Origin of the sequence: Mesorhizobium sp. Mes31, from assembly GCF_024519675.1 — a bacterium.
Taxonomy (GTDB): Bacteria; Pseudomonadota; Alphaproteobacteria; order Rhizobiales; family Rhizobiaceae; genus Mesorhizobium.
The window spans coordinates 262,926-282,255 of the sequence record NZ_JALJRL010000004.1 but is presented as its reverse complement, the minus strand read 5'-3'; the positions used below and the strand labels follow the sequence as shown (position 1 = coordinate 282,255).

Below are 19,330 nucleotides of genomic sequence, written 5' to 3'. Positions count from 1 at the left end.
GCAAGGCTCAGAAGTTGAACTTGTCGACATTGTCCTTGGTGAAGACAGCCGGCGGCCCGAGCAGCAGAATGCCCTTCGTGGCGTCATAGGTGACGGGCTTGTCGAGGCCGGCAATCTTGTTTTCCGCCTCGAAGGTCTTGCCGTCGATCAGCTGCTTGCCGGCCCAGACGGTGAGATAGCCGAGCTGCTCGGGGTCCCACAGCACGGTGAAGCCGAAGGCGCCGCTCTTCAGGTAGGACCGTGCCGTGTTCGGGCTGCAATAGCCGGCACCGATGACGGAGCCGATCTTGCCGGCGGTTTCGATGGCCTGGGCGACGCCCGGGCATGTCGAGGATGCAACGGCGATGATGGCCTTGATATCGGGGTTGGCGGCCATCAGGTCGCCGGAGATCTGCGCGGCGCGTTCAGCGGTGCCACCGGCGAATTGCGGCGCGAGCAGCTTCAGCTTCGGGTATTTCGCGGCGGCTTCTTTCTGCATGAAGCCGATCCAGGCGTTGAGGTTGGACGCCGTTGCTTCGCCGGAGACGATGCCGATCGCTGCATCCTCGCCAACGCGCTTGACGAGCTCGTCGATGATCGTCGTGCCGAGGCCTTCGTCGGTCGCCTGGGCCACATAGACCGCGCGGCCGCTGTCGGGCGCATCGCTGTCGCTGGTGAACAGCTTGATGCCTTTCGCCTTGGCGCTCTCGACCACGGGAGCGATGCTGGAGGCATCGAGGACGCTGACCGAGACCGCCTCGACTCCCTGGTCGATCAGGTTCTGGACGATCTGCAGCTGGTCGACCGGATTGGTGTCGACCGGGCCGGAATAGATGAAGTCGACACCCAGATCCTTGGCGGCACGATTGCCGCCGGCTTCCATGGCGTTGAAGTAAGGGATGCCGATCAATTGCGGGACGAAGGCGACCTTGTGTTTGTCGGCGGCATGCGCTGCCGTGGCAACGACGAGCGACAATGCGGAGGCCGCGAGCACTTTCTTGAACTGTGAAAGCATTGTGGTTTGATCCTCTCTGGAAATGACGTGCGTTTCAGTTTGTTTTTTCGAGCGCACGCACGTCGGGATGAGCGCCTGTTATGAGCGAAACGACTTCCTCGTGGTTGGTTTCGGCCGCCAGACGTTCGGCGACCTTGCCGCCGCGCCGGAACACCACGATGCGGTCGGCAACCTCGAAGACTTCGGAAATGTTGTGGCTGATGAGAACGACGGCGCAGCCGCGCGCGGCCAGCCGCCGCGTCAGTGCCAGGACCTTTCGGGTCTCGGCAACGGCAAGGGCTGCCGTCGGCTCATCCATGATCACCAGCCTGGCGTTCAGATTGAGCGCCCGGCAGATGGCGACGGCCTGGCGTTGGCCGCCCGACAGGCTGCCGACGGGGGCTTCCGGATCGGAGATATGGGCGTCGAGTTCCTGCAGGAGATCGTCGACGCGCTGGCGCATTTCCTTGCGCTTCAGAAACGGAATGCCAAAAATGGAGCGTTTCAATTCTCGACCTAAAAAGACGTTTTCGGCGATTGAAAGGTTCTCCGAGAGCGCCAGTTCCTGGAAGATCGTCGCGATCCCCGATGACGCGGCATCCTTGGGCGAGGAAAAGGCCACCGGATTGCCTTCGATGACCAGTTCGCCATCGCTGGGCGGATGGGCCCCGGCCAGGATCTTGATGAAGGTCGATTTGCCCGCGCCATTGTCGCCGAGAAGCGCCAGCACTTCGCCGGAGCGGATCTCCAGGTCGACATTGGCAAGCGCGGTCAGCGCGCCGAAGCGCTTGGCGATGTTCCTGGCCACAAGAAACGTACTGTCATGGCGGTTCCCCGGCGTTGCTGATTGGCTAGACGGCCTTGCTGACCCAGCGAAGCACGTTGGTCCAAAGGCGCGCGTAGCCGGGCCATTCGACAAAGCTGTTCGGCAGCCAGTGCGGGCCGATATCCGATGTCCATGCCAAGGTGCGGCCCTCGCCATGACGTCCGGTGACCAGCAGGGGATGGCCGCCCTGATCCTGCGGCAGCCGCGCCAACACCTCGACATCATTCCGATCGCGGGCAATGACCTCGTTGGCGCCGAGCAGCAGGGGCCATTCGCCGTCGATGCCGGCAAAGATCGGATGATCCCTGGGGCCAGTGATCGAAGGCCGAAAGCCTTCGGGAATTTCAAGCCGGTCATCATTGGGAAGGCAGGTCACCGGCAAGGCGTCCTCGACAGCCGTGCGATGCCAGCGGGCCTTGCCGTCGATGCCCTGGAAGCTGAAGTAGCCGCCGATCATGATCAGGCCGCCGCCAGCCAGCGTCCAGTCGCGCAGAAGCTTGAGCCGGTTGGGTACCGTCTTGCCATGCAGCCAGACATCGGGGTGGAGCAGCAACGAGTTGGCGCCAATGTCGGACAGGATGATCGCCTTGTATTGCGACAGGCCCTCCATGGTGAAAGGCAGTTTCTCGACAGCCTCGTGAGCCGGCATGTAATCAAGATCGAATTCGCTGTCCTTCAAGGCATCAACCAGGGGCGTTGCGCCCAGATGAAAGGTAACGCTGCCGAACTGATCGAACCCCTTGTAGTGGGTCGCCGAACTCACCCAGCTCTCGCCGACCAGAAGCACCTTTGTTTTCGCCATGGTCATGTCCTCCTGATTTCGCCAGATGGGACGGCTGTCTGCCGTTGGTCGCAAAGTCGATAAGCCATTGATCTAGCTTGCCATCATGGCGCTATTCGCCAAGGCGGCAGCCTTCAATGTCGCAAAGTCGGCGATATGGCCCTGCGCGCCTTCGACGGTTGTCGTCAGGCTCGCACCAATCGCCGCATGGCGGGCAGCGTCTTCCAGCGACGCGCCGTGCAGCCAGAGGCTGAGAAAGATGCCGGCAAAGCTGTCGCCGGCGCCGGTCGCATCGACGCGATTGACAGGCAGTGCCGGAACTTCGATCTGCGGGCTGCCACTCGCCGGAAAGACGACCGCGCCAAATTCGCCGAGGGTGAGCACCACCGTTCCGCGCGGCTTGATGCGGGAAAGCATCAGCCGCACCTCTTCGATCATCGTCGCCATCCGGGAGCGGAAGTCGAAAATCTCCCGCATCATCACGTCGTTGATGAAGGTCAGGTCGATCTGTCTGACCATCTGCGTGAAGATTTCCGGCGTGCGCGCGCTTTTGGGCAGGCCGGCCGAATGCAGGCTCACCTTCCAGCCGGCCTGATGAAAGCGCGCTATGGATGCGGTCATCGTTTCATAGTGAAAGCCTTCGATGTGAAGACAGGCCGGGCGCTGCTCGGGCTGGATGTCGAGATTGGCGGTCAGGTCGACCTCGCCAAGCTCAAACGGTTCGCTGATGATCGTGCGGCTGCCGTTGCGCTCGATGATAACGATCGCCTGGGAGAGGCGGTTGTTGGGCGTGCTGCGAATCGGCAAGGCGTGGACGCCCAGTTTCGAAAGCTCGCCCAGCGCCCAGTCGCTCTCGGGATCCTCGCCGACCGCCGTCGCCAGTTCCACGTCAAGAGCATAGGGGGCGCCGACGCCGGCGGCGGCAACCGCGAGATTGGCCGCCGGCCCGCCCAGTGCCTTTTCGATATGGCTGGCAGTGATCCGGTCGTCGCGATGCGGCAACACGTCGACGCGGCAGAGGAAGTCGACACTCACCCGGCCCGCGACCAGAAGCCTCGGCAGATGATCGAGGTTCTTTGGCCTGCGCGGTGCGCGGCCCGGGAGCGAGCGTGCAAACGAGCTGGGCCGGTACATCAGTGCAGCAACCGCCTTTTCTATGCGATCGCGCGTGCCTTCCTTGAGGCTGGCAGTTCCATTGATGAAATTCGATACCGTACCGATGGAGACACCGGCGGTTCGTGCGACATCCGCTATGGTCGGGCGCTTGCGTTGCAATTGCGTGGTTCCAATTGAAGCGTTTCAAACGGTAGCAGTGGAAATGCTACGCCTCAATGAAATGATCTTCCAAAAAGCTGGATGTTGCCCGTTTGGTTTGGGAAATTTTCCTGCGTCATAGCCCGAATGGGAATTGATCTTTCCAAGATTGAACGATTTTCAATTTTCCAGCAAAAAGATTGTGCAGGCGAATTTTGTGCATTTTATTCCATCGATCAGGTGTGATCGGACGTTCGGCACAGGTCCGATTTGTCGCGTGGAGAATCGCGATACAATCGCTTGGCACCAGTCCCGTCGCCTAGATCAGCAACAGGCCCTTCATGCTGGAATAGCCTTTCCGCCCGATGATGATGTGGTCGTGCACGGCGATGCCCAGCCGCTTGGCGGCGTCGATGATCTCCTTGGTCATCTCGATGTCGGCGCGCGACGGCGTCGGATCGCCCGACGGATGGTTGTGGACCAGAATGATCGCGGTCGCCGAGAGTTCGAGCGCGCGCTTGACCACTTCGCGCGGATAGACGGGCGTGTGGTCGACGGTGCCGACCTGCTGCACCTCATCGGCGATCAGCGCGTTCTTCTTGTCGAGGAACAGAATGCGGAACTGCTCGCGCTCCTCGAATGCCATGGCCGAGCGGCAATAGTCGAGAAGCTGCTGCCATGACGAGAGGACTTCGCGGCCGCGAACCTCGCCGCGCGCCATGCGCTGCGCGGTCGCCGCGACGACTTTCAGGTCGAGCGCCACCGTCGGACCGATGCCCTTGACCTCCTGCAGCAGGCCGACCGGCGCGCCAAGCACTTCGGCCAGCGTGCCGAACCGCGCCAGCAGCGCCTTGGCGACCGGCTTGGTGTCGGCGCGTGGGATCAGGCGAAACAGCAGGAGTTCCAGCAGTTCGTAGTCGGGCAGGGCGTCCGGACCGGCGGCGGCAAAGCGCTCGCGCAAGCGGTCGCGATGGCCGACATAATGCGGCTTTTCGTCGAGCGTCACGGCTTTCGCCGCAGGCCGGACCGGCGCCTCGGAGAAGAAACTCCGCTCGTCGTCGCCCGTGTCCCCCATATGCCCCCGCATCCAGTTGCCGCCCGACCCATCGAAATACTAGGCCAGCAGGCCGGAATGGTCGAGTTTTTTGGTGACAGCGTGAAACTTCGCAACCGTCATCATGTCGAACATGCGTTCGTGGCGCGTATGCGGCGCATGCCGCCATGCTGGCAGTCAACCGATTTGCAGTTCGGCCGCCTCTTTCACCCGTTCATCTAACCTTGCCGGCAAGCGCATCCAGCACTGCGCGGATCAGCGGCACATCCTTGATATCCGTGTGCACGACCAACCAGACTTCGCGCGTAAGTGGATCGCCCGGCAAAGGCAGTCTGGTCAAATTCAGATCCGCCGCCATGAAATCGGGCAGCAGCGCGACGCCGCCGCCGGCCTTGACGGCAGCCAGTTGAAACTCCAGCGAAGAGGCGCGGATAGCGACTGGACGACCCTCGGCAATCTGTACAAGCATCCTTTCCTGCGGCGACGAGGCCATGGTCTCCTCATAACCAACGAAGGACCAATCCGCCTCGCGCGTCGCGGCGAGATAGGCGGGATCGGCATAGAGGCTGAAGCCAATCTCGTCGATCTTGGTGACAGTCAGGTCGCCCTGTTCCGGTCGCGCCATCCGCACGGCGATATCTGCCTCCCGCCGCCCAAGCGAGGCGTAGCGCGTCTCGCCGATGACCACGACATCGATGCCGGGATGTCGTTGCCGGAGGCGAACAAGCCGCTCGGCCAGCAGCGCGGTCGCCAAGGCAGGCGGGGCGCTTACCCTGACCGTACCCGCATGCCGGTTGTCCGCATTCAGTGCGGCGCGCTCGATTGTCAGGGCGTCTTCGCTCATTCGCGTGGCGATGCTTGCAATCTGCTGGCCCTTGGCCGTAAGCGAAAGGCGCCGCCCGCGCCGGTCAACGAGCTTGGCGCCGATCTTTTCTTCCAGGTGCGCCACCCGTCTCGCTACTGTGGCATGTTCCACGCCGAGTGCCCGGGCGGCGGCCGACAGTGTGCCCAGACGCCCAAGAGCATGGAAATGGCGAAGGTCCTCCCAATCCAGCATCTGATCATTTTTTCCCATTGTCTGGGAGCTTATAGGTAATTCTCAATCAAACTGCCATCTGCCATTCATCCATCGAACATCAGATTGGAGAATGAAGATGGGTATTGCCGTCACGCTGACCGCTACCGGGGGTGTTGACCAAATGCAGCTGTTGGAGCGCCCGCCGCAATCTCCCGGCCCGAAGGAAATCCGGATCCGTCATGAGGCGATTGGCGTCAATTTTCTCGATATCTACCATCGCAAGGGAATCTACCCGCTGCCCTCCTATCCCGCCGTGCTCGGCGCCGAGGGGGCCGGTATCGTCGACGCCGTTGGCTCCGAGGTCACGCTCCTTGTTCCCGGGGACCGTGTTGCCTATGCGGGCGCCCCGGTCGGCGCCTATGCCACCACACGCCTGCTGCCGGCGGCGCGGGCGATCAAGCTGCCGGACAGGGTCGGTTCGCGCACTGCGGCGGCATCGACGCTCAAGGGTATGACTGCCTACATGTTGCTCAACCGCACCTATACCGTGAAGCCGGGCACAGTCATCCTGGTTCATGCGGCGGCAGGCGGGCTTGGAGCTATTCTGGTCCGTTGGGCAAAACATCTGGGCGCAACGGTGATCGGCACGGTCAGTTCTGGCGAAAAAGCCGCACTTGCTCGCTCTCATGGCGCCGATCATCTCATCGTCGGGCGCGATGCCGATCTCGTCCGGCAAGTCTTGGAGCTTACAGGTGGTCGAGGTGTGGATGTCGGCTATGACGGCATTGGCGGTGCCATGCTCGCCAAGACCATCCAATGCATACGGCCGTTCGGTACTGCCGTCAGTTTCGGCCAGGCGGCCGGGCCAATTCCACAGGTTTCTCTTGACCAGTTACGCCCAAACCGCGCTCTTGCCCACCCAAGCATAATGGCCGCGACCGGCGACCAGACTTTCTACGCCGAAGCCGCCGCAGCCTTGATCGACGCCTTTCGTTTGAACATCACGGCGGCCATTGGCGAGGAATTCGCGCTCAGCGACGTGGCCAAAGCCCACACCGAACTGGAAGCTGGACGAACCACCGGAAGTTTGTTGCTCATCCCATAGGCTGGCACCAATCCGCCGGTCGGCCGACCTTGCGGTGCGGCACGCTATGCCGGCAGGCCGGGGCGGTCGAGTTTTTTGGGCGACAGCGTGAAGATCTCGCAACCGGTATCGGTCACGCCGATCGTGTGCTCGTACTGCGCCGACAGCGAACGGTCGCGCGTAACCGCCGTCCAGCCATCGGACAGGACCTTCACATGCGGCCGGCCGAGATTGATCATAGGCTCGACAGTGAAGATCATGCCGGGCCGCATCTCGACGCCCTCGTTGACGTTGCCATAGTGGAGGATGTTCGGCGCGTCGTGGAAAAGCTGGCCGACGCCGTGGCCGCAGAAATCGCGTACCACCGAGCAGCGCTCGCCCTCGGCATAGGTCTGGATAGCGGCGCCGATGGCCCCGGTGCGGGCGCCGGGCCTGATCGCCGCGATGCCGCGCATCAGGCATTCATAGGTGACTTCAAGCAAGCGTTCGGCCGCACGCTTGATCGTGCCGACAGGATACATGCGCGAGGAATCGCCGTGCCAACCATCGAGGATGTAGGTGACGTCGATGTTGACGATGTCGCCATCCTTCAGTGGCTTGTTGTCGGGTATGCCATGGCAGACGACATGGTTGATCGAGGTGCATGACGATTTCGTGTAGCCGCGATAGTTGAGCGTCGCCGGCAGCGCGCCGTGATCCATGCCAAACTCGAAGACGAAGCGGTCTATTGCTTCCGTGGTGACGCCGGGCTCGACCATCGGCACCAGTTCGTCGAGGCAGCGCGCCGTAAGATCGCATGCCTTGCGCATGCCGGCAAAGCCTTCCTCGCCATAGAGGCGGATCTGGCCGGTATTTCTGAGCGGTGCCGTGGCGGCGTCGAGATAGGTGATCATTTTGTCCGTATTGCCGGTAGGGGCCTTTGAAAGAGCCAGCGTGAAATCCCGACAGATTTGGCACTTGGGGGCAAAAGGTTCAAGGAAGAACTACCAGACACGGCCGGGCAGTCTGGATATTTGCATCGTCTGGGCCGATGTCTTGCCGGTTTGTGCCCGGCTTGCTTTCCTTTCTGGCCGCCTTGCGTTAGGGCGGGGGAGGTTTTGGGAGATCGCAGCCTTTCATGACGGCCAAGCGTAGCAGATTGCTTGAAGCGCCGCTGGCGGCGGCCTGCTCATGCCTGATGGGCATGGTGCTGCTGGCGATGCTGTGCCTCGGCCGGCCGGAGATGCCAGCCTTCGCGGACGCTGCATCGGGCGGTGCCAGCGTCGGCGTGGAACGGTCTGGCGAGGTGGCGGCGCTGCTGCGTGTCACCGGCAAGGCGCAAGCGCTGGAGGTTCGCGCTGTCCGGCCGGTGCTGGCCAAGTTCGCCAGCGGCCATCCCGCCTTGCCGGTTCCCGAAGCTGTTTTCCTTCGGTTTGAACGGACTTCGCCGGACGCGGTTGCTTCCGGACACGGACCGGCCTCGGGTCGCAAGGCGAATGCCAACCAGCCGCGCGCACCGCCCTCCATCCCGGCCTGAGCGGTCCAGAACCGCACTTTTCACCACATACCTATCCCTGTTCGCGTCGTGACCGTGCGGCGGCTGTCGGCCGCGCACGGTCGCGCGGCGCGTCATTTCCGGATTATTTCAATGCAACGCATCAAGACATTCAAAACCCTGTCGCGCGCGGTTTCTGCGGCTTCATTCCTCTCCGTCCAGGCGCTCATCTGCATCGGAACCGTCTATTGGGCGGTCGCGGAGACACTTGGCCTGTCGGGAACCGGGGCAGTTATCCTTGCCGTCATTTTCGCGGCGCCATCGGTTTTCGCTCTGGTCACGGTGGTCCGCATGGCTTTTGACGCCGAGACCGACCCGGCGAACCAGTAGAGCTGACGGCTCCCGGCGCAGTAGCCGTCACGCAGCGGTTCGCGACCGCAGTGACGACACATTTCTGGGCCAGAAACCGGTCAAAGCAACTTTTGACGACGAACGGCGTTGCTTGCGTGACGCCGGTTCGGGAGACAGGAAATGGACAGACTGCAATTCGAGGTGCCGGTGCGCATTGCACCCGCGCCCGGCCTGCCAGTCGAGGAGATTTACGGCGTCGAACAGGCGCTCGATTTTCTTCAGGACTGGCCAGCGCGACGTCAGGGCCCGATCTACCAGAAGGCCTTCAATGCCTGCTTTGGCGCCACGGTGGACGTGGTCAAGACCGAGGATGCCTGTCGCGCATTCATGGCGTTTTGTCGTGCGAGCGGACTGATGGCCAGGGACATGATGACGCCGCGCAAGCGCGGTGGCGAGGCGAGATCGCTGCAGGCTTGAGGGCGGTCGCCCGTTTCGGCTGTCCCGATAGAAATGCCAAGGGCCGTGTTTGAACGCACATGACGTGTCGCGAGGATCATCGCCTGCGTTTGTCCTGGGCGACTGTATGAAGATGTGCCAACGCCAGCGCCGTTAAGGTTCCGTTTCCATCTTCGAGGTTACGCCATTGCTTGTTCAGCAATGGTTGATTCGTTGCGTCAGTCCCATGGTTCGGAAGATGTCCTCAGCAAACGTGCGTGCGTTCCCGATTGATCGTCAGGTTTTCCTTGTTCGGGAGGTTGCCGCCAAGCTGGAGACCCTGCACGGCGACAAGGCGACTTCCTTCTGGAAGGCCAAGGCTTCCGAGCTTCTCGATCACATTGTCGGTTCGGGCAAGGACAGGACTTCAGCCAGCGAAGAGGTTCGCCGTTTCTTCTTTGCAGTCCAGCAAGAGATGCACATGCTGGCCGCCGACGCCGGTTGAACTGGAATTCTTCGCGGAACCTGTGGCGTCAAACTGGCCTGGGGCAGCGCTGCAACTGTCCCTCGGTTGCTCGCTGGCCACTCTGAGTTGATCCTGTGCCGGGTTGATTTCTGGCGACTTCAGAACCTGCCATTGCCCGGCAGCGAGCCTTTTAAGCGATGGCTTGACAACCTTCGGCATCCCAACGCTATTGTGACGCAGAGGGCGGACAGGGGGATTCCTATGAAGAAGACATACGAACAGCCAACATTCACCAAGAAAGATCGACTGTCCGCCGTAACGGCTGGCCCGGTTTCCTCAACTACGCCGCCACCGCCTTGATGGTGCGACAACAATCGCGCCCGCCTCGGCTCACGCTGGGGCGGGCGTTGCATTTCAGGCGCCGATCCTGTTCCAGCTGAATTTCGGCCGTTACCTTGCCTTTGGAACGGTCGATGAAACGAGCATCGTTTCGCTACATGGCGCCGCGTGATAGATCGCAACGTCTCAGGCTTCGGCACGCGCCACTTCACCGATCAACAACTTGACAAGCTTCTCCTCGCCGCTGGAATCGACGTTGGTGGCCCTTCGGCTCGGCAAGAATTGCACGCTTGCTTGAGGATGACGCCCGATCCGAAAAGCTATGCAAAGGCGCGACCATCCCCACAAGGTCGCCTTGCCGCCATCGCCAGACAGCGTTGGCGAACAGGAGCGCAACCAAGGCGCCGATGTAGAGGGGACCTGACGCCTGTTGACGCGACAGGGCAGGTTGCGACACTATCGTTGTGGGATAGGGGGCCATGCGATGAAAGCCGCAGTTGCCGCGACCTTGATGGCCTGCATGACGGTAACGCCATGCCTAGCCGCCACCAAAGCCGATAAAGTAAGGAAGCAGATTTCGGAGGCGATGGAAGGGCTGAAGGACTGTCCGACGCTATCTGTCAATCTTCCGAGGCTGCAGATGCTGCAGACAGAACTGGACAATCAAGGCAATATCACCGCCGCGCTGAAATCTAACGGCGACATGGCCATGGCCTTCGCCGGCACGCCGGGACCCGGCGGCCCCAAGCCGGAACCGCTTTCGCCGGCCTGCCAGAAGCTGGTCGACGACTACGGATACGAAGGCAAGAAGATCAAGCGGCTGATCAACGAGCCGTGAGGGCGGTGGGGAGATCGGCGGCAAGGTGTGGGTAGAGACGATCACGCCGAAGCCGAGGCGCTGAGATTTTAGCTGCCCCCCGTATATGCCACCGCTGCACGCTCCCTCAACAGGCGCTTTGATTTGCTGCCAGCACTTCAGCGGGCGCATCCAACCCCCTGACGGTCGCATGATAGCCCGATGTCATATGGACCCGCCGATGGTCGCAGGAAACCCTTGGAAATCAAAATGGCGCTCCCGCCGAGTCTGCCCATGCCCGAAAGGAAATTGGCCAAACGTTGGATAGGGAGAGAAGTTTTCAGCTAAGTGCTTGAAATCTCTGGTACGCCCAAGGGGAATCGAACCCCTGTTACCGCCGTGAAAGGGCGGTGTCTGGTACAACATGAGGTTATGTGAGATCCTATTAGATATTTGATTTCATTATGATTTATCGCATATAGTCTCAGAGACGATAACGCGGTTTCGTGGGTTGCAAAGCAACGAAATCGACAACGAAAACCTCCGAGACGCAAATGGCGCAGAGACGCAGCAATCTTGCCAGCAAGACCAGCCGAGCGATGCTTCCGGCTTCGGACACGCCAGAGTGGGAGGTCATCAGCCCTGGTGTTAGACTCGGCTATCGCCGCGGTCGCGGAACGCACGGCAGAGGAGGTTCGTGGCTGGGGGCGTCAAGAGCGACTGATGGAAAGCGGCTGCAGACTAAGCTAGGCCGCGCCGACGATGCCGCTCCCGCTGACGGCGCTGATATCCTTACCCATGAGCAGGCGAAGGCCGCCGCCAGGGCCTGGGTCAAAACGCTGAGCGCAGGTGCAGAGGCCGCACCAGCGTTGACGGTCAATGCCGCGCTCGACAAGTATTTCGAAGCTCGAACCGCTGAAGGTATGAAATCGGTCGACGACGCGAAAAGCCGCGCCGCATTCCACATCCGATCGAAGCTCGGCAACGCAAAAGTTGCCGACTTGACCATTGAGAAAATCCGCAGCTGGCGCGACGGCATGGTCTCGGCGCAGAAGCGGCGCCGGACCGGGAAGTTTGCAGAGAAGGTCAATTCCGTCACAGTCGATCTCACCGATCCCGAAGTGATCAGGCGTCGGCGTGATACAGCAAATCGGACGCTCACGACGCTCAAAGCCGCGCTCAACTGGGCGTTCAATAATCGCCTTGTCAGCGATGACACCGCCTGGCGACTAGTGCGGCCTTACCGCGGAACCACGGCCGCTCGAATCCGCTTTCTTACGCCGGCAGAACAGAAGGCCCTCGTTGCCGCAAGCAACGGTTCGATCCGTGACTTGGTGTCGGCAGCGTTGGTCACAGGTGCGAGGTTCAGCGAACTCGCACGACTGCGGGTCACCGATTACGACGCAGTCAATAAATCGGTGTTCGTCGCCGAAAGCAAAAGTGGGAAGCCGCGCCATATCCCATTGCCGGCAGGTGGCGCCGAGTTGTTTGAACGGCTAGCTCAGGGCAGGGGTGGCAATGAACCTTTACTGACGCAGCACAGCGGAGTGGAATGGGCCAAGGCTGTTTATCATCGACCCTGGAAGGCGCTGTTGAAGCAGGCGAGGCTGTCGGATGTGACACTACATGAACTGCGGCACACCTACGCCAGCACAATGGTTCGAAATGGCGCCCCGCTAATCGTGGTCGCACAGGCGCTTGGCCATAGCGATACCCGAATGGTCGAGAAACACTATGCTCACCTCGCGCCGTCTTATGTAGCGGACACCATCCGCCGACTAGCACCTGACATTTAAGGGCGTCCCTATGGCCGAAGTCGTTATTGCTTGTTCGCTCGCCGTCATCGCGTGTTTCTGCGCTCTTTGCATGGTCGCGTTTTTCACCTTTGCGAAGTCGATTCACCATCCTTCTTATCTTGAGGCGGAGGAGCAGCAAGATGCCGCCGCCCGGCGACTGGCCGAGGCGCTGGGACCAACCGTGCGAGAAGCCGTTGCCTTGGCGATGGCGAAGCCAGGAAGATCCGAAAGCTATTGAGCCTAACTTGACCAATGCCGAGCGTTAACGCGACTCTCGTCATTGCTTGATCACCCTGCCATCCTCCGCAATGACCTTGGGAGGCTGGCCGAGTGAAATCGTATAGCTGAAGCGGGCAACGCCGCGGGCCTGGTTGTTGCGTGCCAGGCTCCTTACGGTCCAATCATAGATGCCGGACACCATGCAGTTGTCATTTGCGCATGTCGCTAGAATGCTGCCCTCACGGATTCTGTAACCGCGCTCCGGCCATCGTTGGAAATACCTCTGTTTGTCGGCCAAGACCTCCGCCAATGTCCTGGGCTTTCCATAATAGGAGAGGTTCGCGGCATATGTATCAACGACCATGCGCAATGTGGCGCTCGGATCGTTACCGTCGGACTCAATTAAGCGTCTCACAAAACCGATCGCAGCGGCCTCGAGGTCCTTGGATGCAGAAGCTTGTGTCGTAGATGCGGAAGGCTGGGGCTCTTCCGCAGTAGTTGGTGATGGCGAGTTCGGCTCGTTGTTGGTGAGGCGCAAGTCACGCATCTCACTGACGGAAAGATAGCGCATGTCAGCCTTGTCATACCTAAGGGCCAACGCCAGTAGCTGCGGATCGACGCCCATCTCGGACAGATAAGACATAATTTCTGCAGTGGCTGCCTGCACATTAGCAACGGCATCATCTCGCGTGAGAGCGGATTCTGGGGCAAAGGACGACCTGTGCACGCCGATAGAACCGGGTTCAGCGGCTCGTTGTACGCCACCTGCGAAGGCGAGCGAGCATGCCGAAGCGCATTCCATCTTCCTGATTTGAATGGTGTTCAGGCCGGACGCCCTGATCATGCGACCAAGTCTCATCGCGGTATCGATGCTGCCACCTGGAGAGTCGAAGGTTACAAAAACGGCTCGGCTGGCTCGGGTGCTGGCAGCGAATTGATCTAGAGACTCGCCTTCTTTAAACTCACCTGACACCACCAAAAAATGGGTCCCATCGTCTAAAGAAACTGGCCTGTAGTCTAATGCCATGGCTGAACAAACCAGAGCCAAGGTACATGCAACAGCCGCCAGATTTACGCCCAACCGAAACATTTCGACACTACTTTTCTTGTTCTCCAAAAAAACCGTAAGCCACGCTTGGGCGTTCTTGCAAGACCGAACCGCACTTACGGTTACTTCGCGCTGCGGACGAAGATTTGGTGCGAGGTCGTCCCGGATAGATCAGGTACACCTTAGAGGAAGCCTGCCCAGTGACTTTCGGCCACGATCGAGATTGGCAGCCCCTGGTCGCGCCATGCGGTTGCCTTGACGATCTTGTCGCCGAATGAGGAATGTTTCCATGATTCGGTGGCATAGGCGCCGATCACCAAAATCTCCGTTTTTTGGCTCAGGCTTCCGGAAAAACCGCCGCGATCTGCGATGGCCTGTTCGCAATGCTTTCGTTGACCGAAATTGAACGTGCCCGTGAAGCAATACAGCCGGCCGGCGAACGTCAACGTGGGAGCCGGATTGCAGAGCGGCAGTGTCGTCGGCTTAAGCACTTCTCCGAGTTCAAAATCGCGATTCGAGAAGCTGTTTAGCGTGTCCAAGAGTTCAGCGTGTTCATTGGCGTCGACCACGCCATCGGCGAGAATATCATTGACCCTCCGATACAGGGTCCGAATGATTGGCTGATCGCTGATCTCCGCATTTGCAGCCAGCCACTTCTGAAGAAACTCAACTTCGGCCTTGTTGATGGCCCCGTCCGCGGCCAGACCCCGAGCGAGCCCTATAAGTTCGTCCACTTGGCGAGCGGAGATGCGGTCGCCACCGACGCGATTGTAAAACTTGTCGTTCATTTCTAGCCCCCTTAGTCGCACACAACGGGGTTGGTTCGCCCGTCCCAATCTGTATGACAGTTCGAATCGCGCATCGCATCAACGCGCCATTTCACGCCAGGCATCTCGTCGATGACCCCCTCGAAAAACGCATATACAACGACCGCGCATACCAGCCCTGCACCCCAGCCAAGCCAATTGCGGCGACTGCGCTCAACTGCCCTCACACCAACCCAAATGCCGGCTGCCGTCGCGCACAGAAACCCCGCATAATACAGAACAATTGCCAAGTACGATTGAAAGAACCCCGATACGAAATCGCGCTCTGGCCACGCCATGCGCAATGCGTCCAAAGCTACGATAAGAGCCGCAACGGAAGCCACTCTTGCCCAGAGAGGCCAATCCAACCAAGCTGAGAATGCACGGCCGATCATCCAATTAGTCCTAGCACAGCGATTCACAGGGAATGCCGTCCTTGTCGCGGTCAAGCTTCCCGCCCCACGAGCAGTTCTGCAGATACCAGTTGGCTTCCTCGCAGGATCCGATTTGGGGGCACGTTCGCCGCGGCTCGCATGAATAGCCGCTCTGCGCGAGTAGCCGCCGGCTCATGATACCGAGCGGCTGGCTCGACGGCTTGGAGCTGTCCGCATGCCCAGCACGCCAATCCCACGGCGCCTGAAACGTTCCGACCCACAGCCCGACCTTCGCCGCTTCCGCCTTCGCTTGCTGCACCGCATAGGCGCCATGGCTGTAGCGGGGCCAGTCGAGCGCCTGGCCGTGCTCGACCATCCACGCGGCTACGCTGACGCCGTCTGCGCGCCGGCAGTCGCCCACAAAGCGTTTGTAGCGGTCCCACGCGACGAACTCGCAATGGACCGGACTCGAGGCGGCCAGGAAGCCGTCGAGTGCTGCCGCTGCGTTCGCGCCGCAATGGTAGCGAGCGCCCTTGGCGTCTTCGCATTGCTGGGCAGTTTCGGGAGCGTCGATGCCGTTGAAGCGGATGCGCTGGCCGTGGACTTCGATCGTGTCTCCGTCGATGACCGAGGCGACGCCAGTGATCGGCGCAGGCGATCCTCCAATCCAGTGGGATACGCTCAGGCCGGGGGTGCCTTCACTGCGCTGGACGACGAACTGCGTCGCGAAGGCGGCCATCGCCGCCAAAGTCACGAAGACAAGCCGCTTCGGAATGCTTGCGAGCAGACGTGCACGTCGCCGCTGCGCGCCTCTCCGCTTGCGCCATTGATCAGACTGGTTGTCGTAGCGAGATCGATCCATATCAGAACCCTAAGCCGACCAGCCGGGCCAAGTGCTGTCGATCATGGGCGCGCCGTTGCAATAGAAGTCGTCGACGAACCGCCCGGTGGCCTTATCCCGGCACCGCCACATCAGCGCATAGTTCTGTCCGTAGAACTGATCCCAGGCCACGCCGTAGGCCGTGGGAGGCGGGCGGTAATATCCGCCGCCGCCGTAGCCGTTGTTGGCGGCAACTGCTACCGCCGCGCCACCTACTGCAGCCACCGCTATTCCAGTTGCTACAGCGTTGTCGGCTTGTACAAGTCGCATGCACTTGTCCGCCGTCGCGCCGCGACGAACTAGCAGGGCTGCTACTCTGCCTCGATATTGCTCGTCAGTGCTGGAGGCCAAGGCATGACAGAGAGCCACGGTATTCATGGCGGTGAGATCACTGTCGGAAACATGGGTATTTGTTGAGCAGCCGGCCAGACATAGCGCGGCGCTCGCGAGAACTCGCAGTTTCTTCATTTGATTTCCCCCAAGCAAATAATGGGGCAACTTCGTCTCAGGAGTCCAGCAATTTTGTTTCCTATTTACGATCCGTTGAGCGTCTAGGTAGGGCGCACAAAGTTAGCTTCGAGGCACCCGGGTATGGTAGCGCTTCCGACTCTGCGAGAGGGGTGGTTGCAGGAGCCGCCTGCTCACGCCGGGCCTTGCCGGCCGCGTGAAACCCTTGCAGGCCGGTGCTCGCGACAAGATCATCTGGCAAATTGAACGCGTTCGGAGGTGAAAAGACCCTCGCCGACACCTTGGCCGGCGGATCGGACTCGCGACGCGACCGTCTCCGGCTCAATGAGGCTCGCCTAGCTGGCGACAATCCAGTCCAGAATGTCCGCGTCGATCTCTTCCAGCTCGGTGAATTCACGCGCCAGAAGCAGGGCAATCGGCGCCGATCCTTTTCGGGCATGCCTTCTTCCAGAGCGGACCTTCGGAATGCGCCTCGAATGATGTCGCAGTCCAACGCCGACAGCCTCGCAGCTGGATGGTCGTCTGCCATACGCACACGTCATCCAAAAAGCCTCTATTCGAACCACCCTAAGCAGCTCATTTCTTTCCGCATGGCGTAGAGTGAATTTTTCACGCCAAGAATCTGAGACGCCTCAGCGGCGCTGCAATCCACAGAAGCAGCTCTCAGCCTGTCCAGATCTTGGTACAGGTCGTCTGCGAGCCTGCACGCGTTCGTTGAGTCGCCGTTTTGGCTGGTCATGACAATCAGGCCGAGCAAGTTGGCCATATCGCCACCAGACCGGTTGTCGATGTCCTTGCGGATCCCATCCGCCTTGGCGCAAGCCGGGTTGTTCAGCCGAGCCGCAACTACTTTTCTTTGTTGTTCGGCAACTGCCTCTTTGGCTGCTATTTCCTGGGCCTTCAAGCGGTCTCTCACCGCAGCCTGTTCTTCCGCAGCCTTGTTGTCTATCGCTGCCTGTTCGAGCCGGTGCTTTTCCGCCAGTTTCGCAGCTTCGGCCTGCTGCACAACAGCTGCCCGCTGTGCATTCAGATCGGGTCCGAGCTCTTTCCAAATGTAATCAAAGTGCTGCTTCAGAGACCAGTCGAGATTCGCCGCAGCGCCATCACACGCGTCGAGCCGGCGCCTGAAAGCATCCGCTACGTCATTCGTCCAGTCGCCTTTAGGGATGCCGAAGGCTTGCCCTCGATCCAGTGCACCTTGCATTCCGCCAAGTGCCTCGTGGGTCAATGACTCGCACGGAAGAGTCGTTGCCGCCGTTGCATATTCCGACCCAAAGGCGACTTTCGGAATTGTCGCGTTAAGAGCGATCAAGCCAACCAATAGAGTGCGACGCAGGCGCTCTGCAGTATGTTTCAACATTCTTGCTCCCCCGAAGGCCAAAATTGCGGAAGAATGCAGTACGCGCAAGCAGCGACCAACTCGTTTCAGATCCGGGAACTTCCAATCACTCCAGAGCCTTGGACCCGTCCCGCCTTTGGTCAGCCGCCGCCAAACCCGCTATTGCACATCGGCAACACTGCCGCGTTACCTTGCGGGCGTTCCTACCCGCAGCAGTTGACAGTTTCTGCCCACGTACGGCAGCCTCACGACTTGAGGGACAACCGGGGGATGCCCATGAAGAAGATTTATGAAAAGCCCATCCTGACAAAGAAGGATCGCCTCTCCAGCGTAGCTGCCGGACCTGGGCCTTCTACGCCAGTTTGACGTAATTATTCTGCCTTCCTGATAGCCCGTCTCGCATCTGCGAGGCGGGTTGTTTGCGTTTGGTCGCCCGTGGCATCAGGTGCGACGATAGAGAATTGGAAAGCACGTGCGGTAACAGTTGATTCAACCCTTGCTGGTATTCTAGCGGGTGTGGTAGCGGCTCCGACACTGCAACAGGGGTGGGTTGCCGGAGCCGCCTGCGCAGTCAGGGTTGGGTCGACCGCGCTGTCCCAGAATAGGACGGCGCGGTCAACGATTCGTTAAAGTGCTTCGGAACTAATTAAGCATACGCTAATTGAGTAGCGGTCGTGCGAGTCAGTTCATGCGCTTGAAGTTCATTCCCCCATTGATGCCGACGCTCGTTGAGCAGCCTCCCGAAGGTGACGACTGGATTCACGAGGTCAAGTTCGACGGCTACCGCTCGCAGCTGATCATCGACGACGCCGGCACCAGGATCTATACGCGCAACGGCCACGACTGGACGGCGAAGTATCGCGACGTGGTAAAGGAGGCCAGGAGCCTCGGCGCGGAAAGCGCCATTGTCGATGGCGAGATCATCGTGCTCAACGAAGCTGGCCTGTCCGACTTCGGCGAGCTGCGCAAGGCCATTACGCGTCGGCAGCACGACCTCTATTTCGTCGCCTTCGACCTGCTGCACCTCAATGGCCATGATCTGCGCGACATGACCCTTGAAGAGCGCCGCGAGATTTTGGCCGGCATGATTGAGCCGGGCGGGCGCATTCAGTTCAGCGAGCCGCTGCCGGGCGAAGCCAAGGCGATCTACCATCTGCTCGACCAGGCCGGATTAGAGGGCATGGTATCCAAGCGCCGCGACAGCAAATATCGCAGCGGCCCGTCGACGAACTGGCTGAAGACGAAATGCTACGCGATCGACGAGTATCAGCTGCTCGGCGTCGAGCGCGAGGTAGGCAAGCCGGCCTTCGCTCTCATGGCCGATCGCACGACCGGCAAGTATGTCGGCTCGGCCTTCATCAATTCCAGCCGTGCCATCCGCGAGCGGCTGTGGAAGCGTGTCCAGGAACACGCCGGGCCGGCGCCCAAGGGCATGAAACGGCCGGCGACGCAGTGGGTCAAGCCGGGACTGATCGGCCGCGTGAAACACTTGCGCGGCGAGGAAGATTTGCGGCATGCCTCACTGCAGGATTTCCGGGACGAATGATGC

The 19,330-nt window shown here is 60.5% G+C and carries 21 protein-coding genes; 9 read left to right on the top strand and 12 right to left on the bottom strand.

The window, feature by feature from the left end; all coding sequences use genetic code 11:
* Positions 1-7: 7 nt before the first annotated feature.
* The 6 genes from NR193_RS09200 to NR193_RS09175 all read right to left on the bottom strand — a co-directional run bounded on the left by NR193_RS09200 (position 8) and on the right by NR193_RS09175 (position 5,945).
* Positions 8-994 (bottom strand): autoinducer 2 ABC transporter substrate-binding protein, encoded by a 987-nt coding sequence (locus NR193_RS09200; RefSeq protein ID WP_256750555.1) that lies wholly within the window; start codon positions 992-994, stop codon positions 8-10.
* Positions 995-1,028: 34 nt separating this feature from the next.
* Positions 1,029-1,781: an ATP-binding cassette domain-containing protein gene (locus NR193_RS09195; RefSeq protein WP_256750554.1), complete on the bottom strand. Its 753-nt coding sequence runs from the start codon at positions 1,779-1,781 to the stop codon at positions 1,029-1,031.
* A 43-nt stretch (positions 1,782-1,824) separates the two neighbouring features.
* Positions 1,825-2,601: a glutamine amidotransferase gene (locus tag NR193_RS09190; RefSeq protein WP_256750553.1), complete on the bottom strand. Its 777-nt coding sequence runs from the start codon at positions 2,599-2,601 to the stop codon at positions 1,825-1,827.
* Positions 2,602-2,673: 72 nt separating this feature from the next.
* Entirely contained in the window at positions 2,674-3,855 is a 1,182-nt protein-coding gene (locus tag NR193_RS09185; RefSeq protein WP_256750552.1) for a carbohydrate kinase family protein, read from the bottom strand.
* Between the two features lie 298 nt (positions 3,856-4,153).
* Positions 4,154-4,909 carry a DNA repair protein RadC gene (gene radC / locus NR193_RS09180; RefSeq protein ID WP_256750551.1) on the bottom strand — a complete coding sequence of 252 codons (756 nt, stop codon included), beginning with the start codon at positions 4,907-4,909 and terminating at the stop codon, positions 4,154-4,156.
* Positions 4,910-5,102: 193 nt separating this feature from the next.
* Positions 5,103-5,945, bottom strand: coding sequence for a LysR family transcriptional regulator (locus NR193_RS09175; protein WP_256750550.1), 843 nt, complete (start codon positions 5,943-5,945; stop codon positions 5,103-5,105).
* 97 nt (positions 5,946-6,042) lie between these two features.
* On the opposite strand from NR193_RS09175, the gene NR193_RS09170 reads away from it, so the two are divergent.
* Complete coding sequence (locus NR193_RS09170; protein WP_375162693.1) at positions 6,043-7,011, top strand: quinone oxidoreductase; 969 nt, start codon at positions 6,043-6,045, stop codon at positions 7,009-7,011.
* A gap of 44 nt (positions 7,012-7,055) precedes the next feature.
* On the opposite strand, the gene map is transcribed toward NR193_RS09170, so the two are convergent.
* Positions 7,056-7,883, bottom strand: a complete 828-nt coding sequence (gene map, locus NR193_RS09165; protein ID WP_256750549.1) for a type I methionyl aminopeptidase — start codon at positions 7,881-7,883, stop codon at positions 7,056-7,058.
* Between the two features lie 224 nt (positions 7,884-8,107).
* Here map and NR193_RS09160 point away from each other — a divergent pair, with 224 nt between their 5' ends.
* The 7 genes from NR193_RS09160 (at position 8,108) to NR193_RS09130 (ending at position 12,885) form a co-directional block, all read left to right on the top strand.
* Positions 8,108-8,506 (top strand): hypothetical protein, encoded by a 399-nt coding sequence (locus tag NR193_RS09160; protein WP_256750548.1) that lies wholly within the window; start codon positions 8,108-8,110, stop codon positions 8,504-8,506.
* Between the two features lie 111 nt (positions 8,507-8,617).
* Positions 8,618-8,854, top strand: coding sequence for a hypothetical protein (locus tag NR193_RS09155; RefSeq protein WP_256750547.1), 237 nt, complete (start codon positions 8,618-8,620; stop codon positions 8,852-8,854).
* Positions 8,855-8,995: 141 nt separating this feature from the next.
* Complete coding sequence (locus tag NR193_RS09150) at positions 8,996-9,292, top strand: DUF982 domain-containing protein (RefSeq protein ID WP_256750546.1); 297 nt, start codon at positions 8,996-8,998, stop codon at positions 9,290-9,292.
* 166 nt (positions 9,293-9,458) lie between these two features.
* On the top strand, positions 9,459-9,755 hold the full coding sequence (locus NR193_RS09145) for a DUF6074 family protein (protein WP_256750545.1): 297 nt from the start codon (positions 9,459-9,461) through the stop codon (positions 9,753-9,755).
* 784 nt (positions 9,756-10,539) lie between these two features.
* Positions 10,540-10,893 carry a hypothetical protein gene (locus NR193_RS09140; protein ID WP_256750544.1) on the top strand — a complete coding sequence of 118 codons (354 nt, stop codon included), beginning with the start codon at positions 10,540-10,542 and terminating at the stop codon, positions 10,891-10,893.
* A gap of 512 nt (positions 10,894-11,405) precedes the next feature.
* A complete protein-coding gene (locus tag NR193_RS09135) occupies positions 11,406-12,647 on the top strand; it encodes a site-specific integrase (protein WP_256750543.1) in 1,242 nt (413 codons plus the stop codon).
* A gap of 10 nt (positions 12,648-12,657) precedes the next feature.
* Positions 12,658-12,885: a hypothetical protein gene (locus NR193_RS09130; RefSeq protein WP_256750542.1), complete on the top strand. Its 228-nt coding sequence runs from the start codon at positions 12,658-12,660 to the stop codon at positions 12,883-12,885.
* 39 nt (positions 12,886-12,924) lie between these two features.
* Here NR193_RS09130 and NR193_RS09125 read toward each other — a convergent pair whose 3' ends face one another.
* The 5 genes from NR193_RS09125 to NR193_RS09105 all read right to left on the bottom strand — a co-directional run bounded on the left by NR193_RS09125 (position 12,925) and on the right by NR193_RS09105 (position 17,802).
* Positions 12,925-13,893, bottom strand: coding sequence for a hypothetical protein (locus tag NR193_RS09125; protein WP_256750541.1), 969 nt, complete (start codon positions 13,891-13,893; stop codon positions 12,925-12,927).
* A 203-nt stretch (positions 13,894-14,096) separates the two neighbouring features.
* Entirely contained in the window at positions 14,097-14,702 is a 606-nt protein-coding gene (locus tag NR193_RS09120) for a BRCT domain-containing protein (protein WP_256750540.1), read from the bottom strand.
* Positions 14,703-15,125: 423 nt separating this feature from the next.
* Positions 15,126-15,956 carry a thermonuclease family protein gene (locus tag NR193_RS09115; protein WP_256750539.1) on the bottom strand — a complete coding sequence of 277 codons (831 nt, stop codon included), beginning with the start codon at positions 15,954-15,956 and terminating at the stop codon, positions 15,126-15,128.
* A 9-nt stretch (positions 15,957-15,965) separates the two neighbouring features.
* Positions 15,966-16,442 carry a hypothetical protein gene (locus NR193_RS09110; protein ID WP_256750538.1) on the bottom strand — a complete coding sequence of 159 codons (477 nt, stop codon included), beginning with the start codon at positions 16,440-16,442 and terminating at the stop codon, positions 15,966-15,968.
* 553 nt (positions 16,443-16,995) lie between these two features.
* Positions 16,996-17,802, bottom strand: a complete 807-nt coding sequence (locus NR193_RS09105; RefSeq protein WP_256750537.1) for a hypothetical protein — start codon at positions 17,800-17,802, stop codon at positions 16,996-16,998.
* A gap of 667 nt (positions 17,803-18,469) precedes the next feature.
* Here NR193_RS09105 and NR193_RS09100 point away from each other — a divergent pair.
* A complete protein-coding gene (locus NR193_RS09100) occupies positions 18,470-19,327 on the top strand; it encodes an ATP-dependent DNA ligase (RefSeq protein ID WP_256750536.1) in 858 nt (285 codons plus the stop codon).
* Positions 19,328-19,330: the final 3 nt, after the last annotated feature.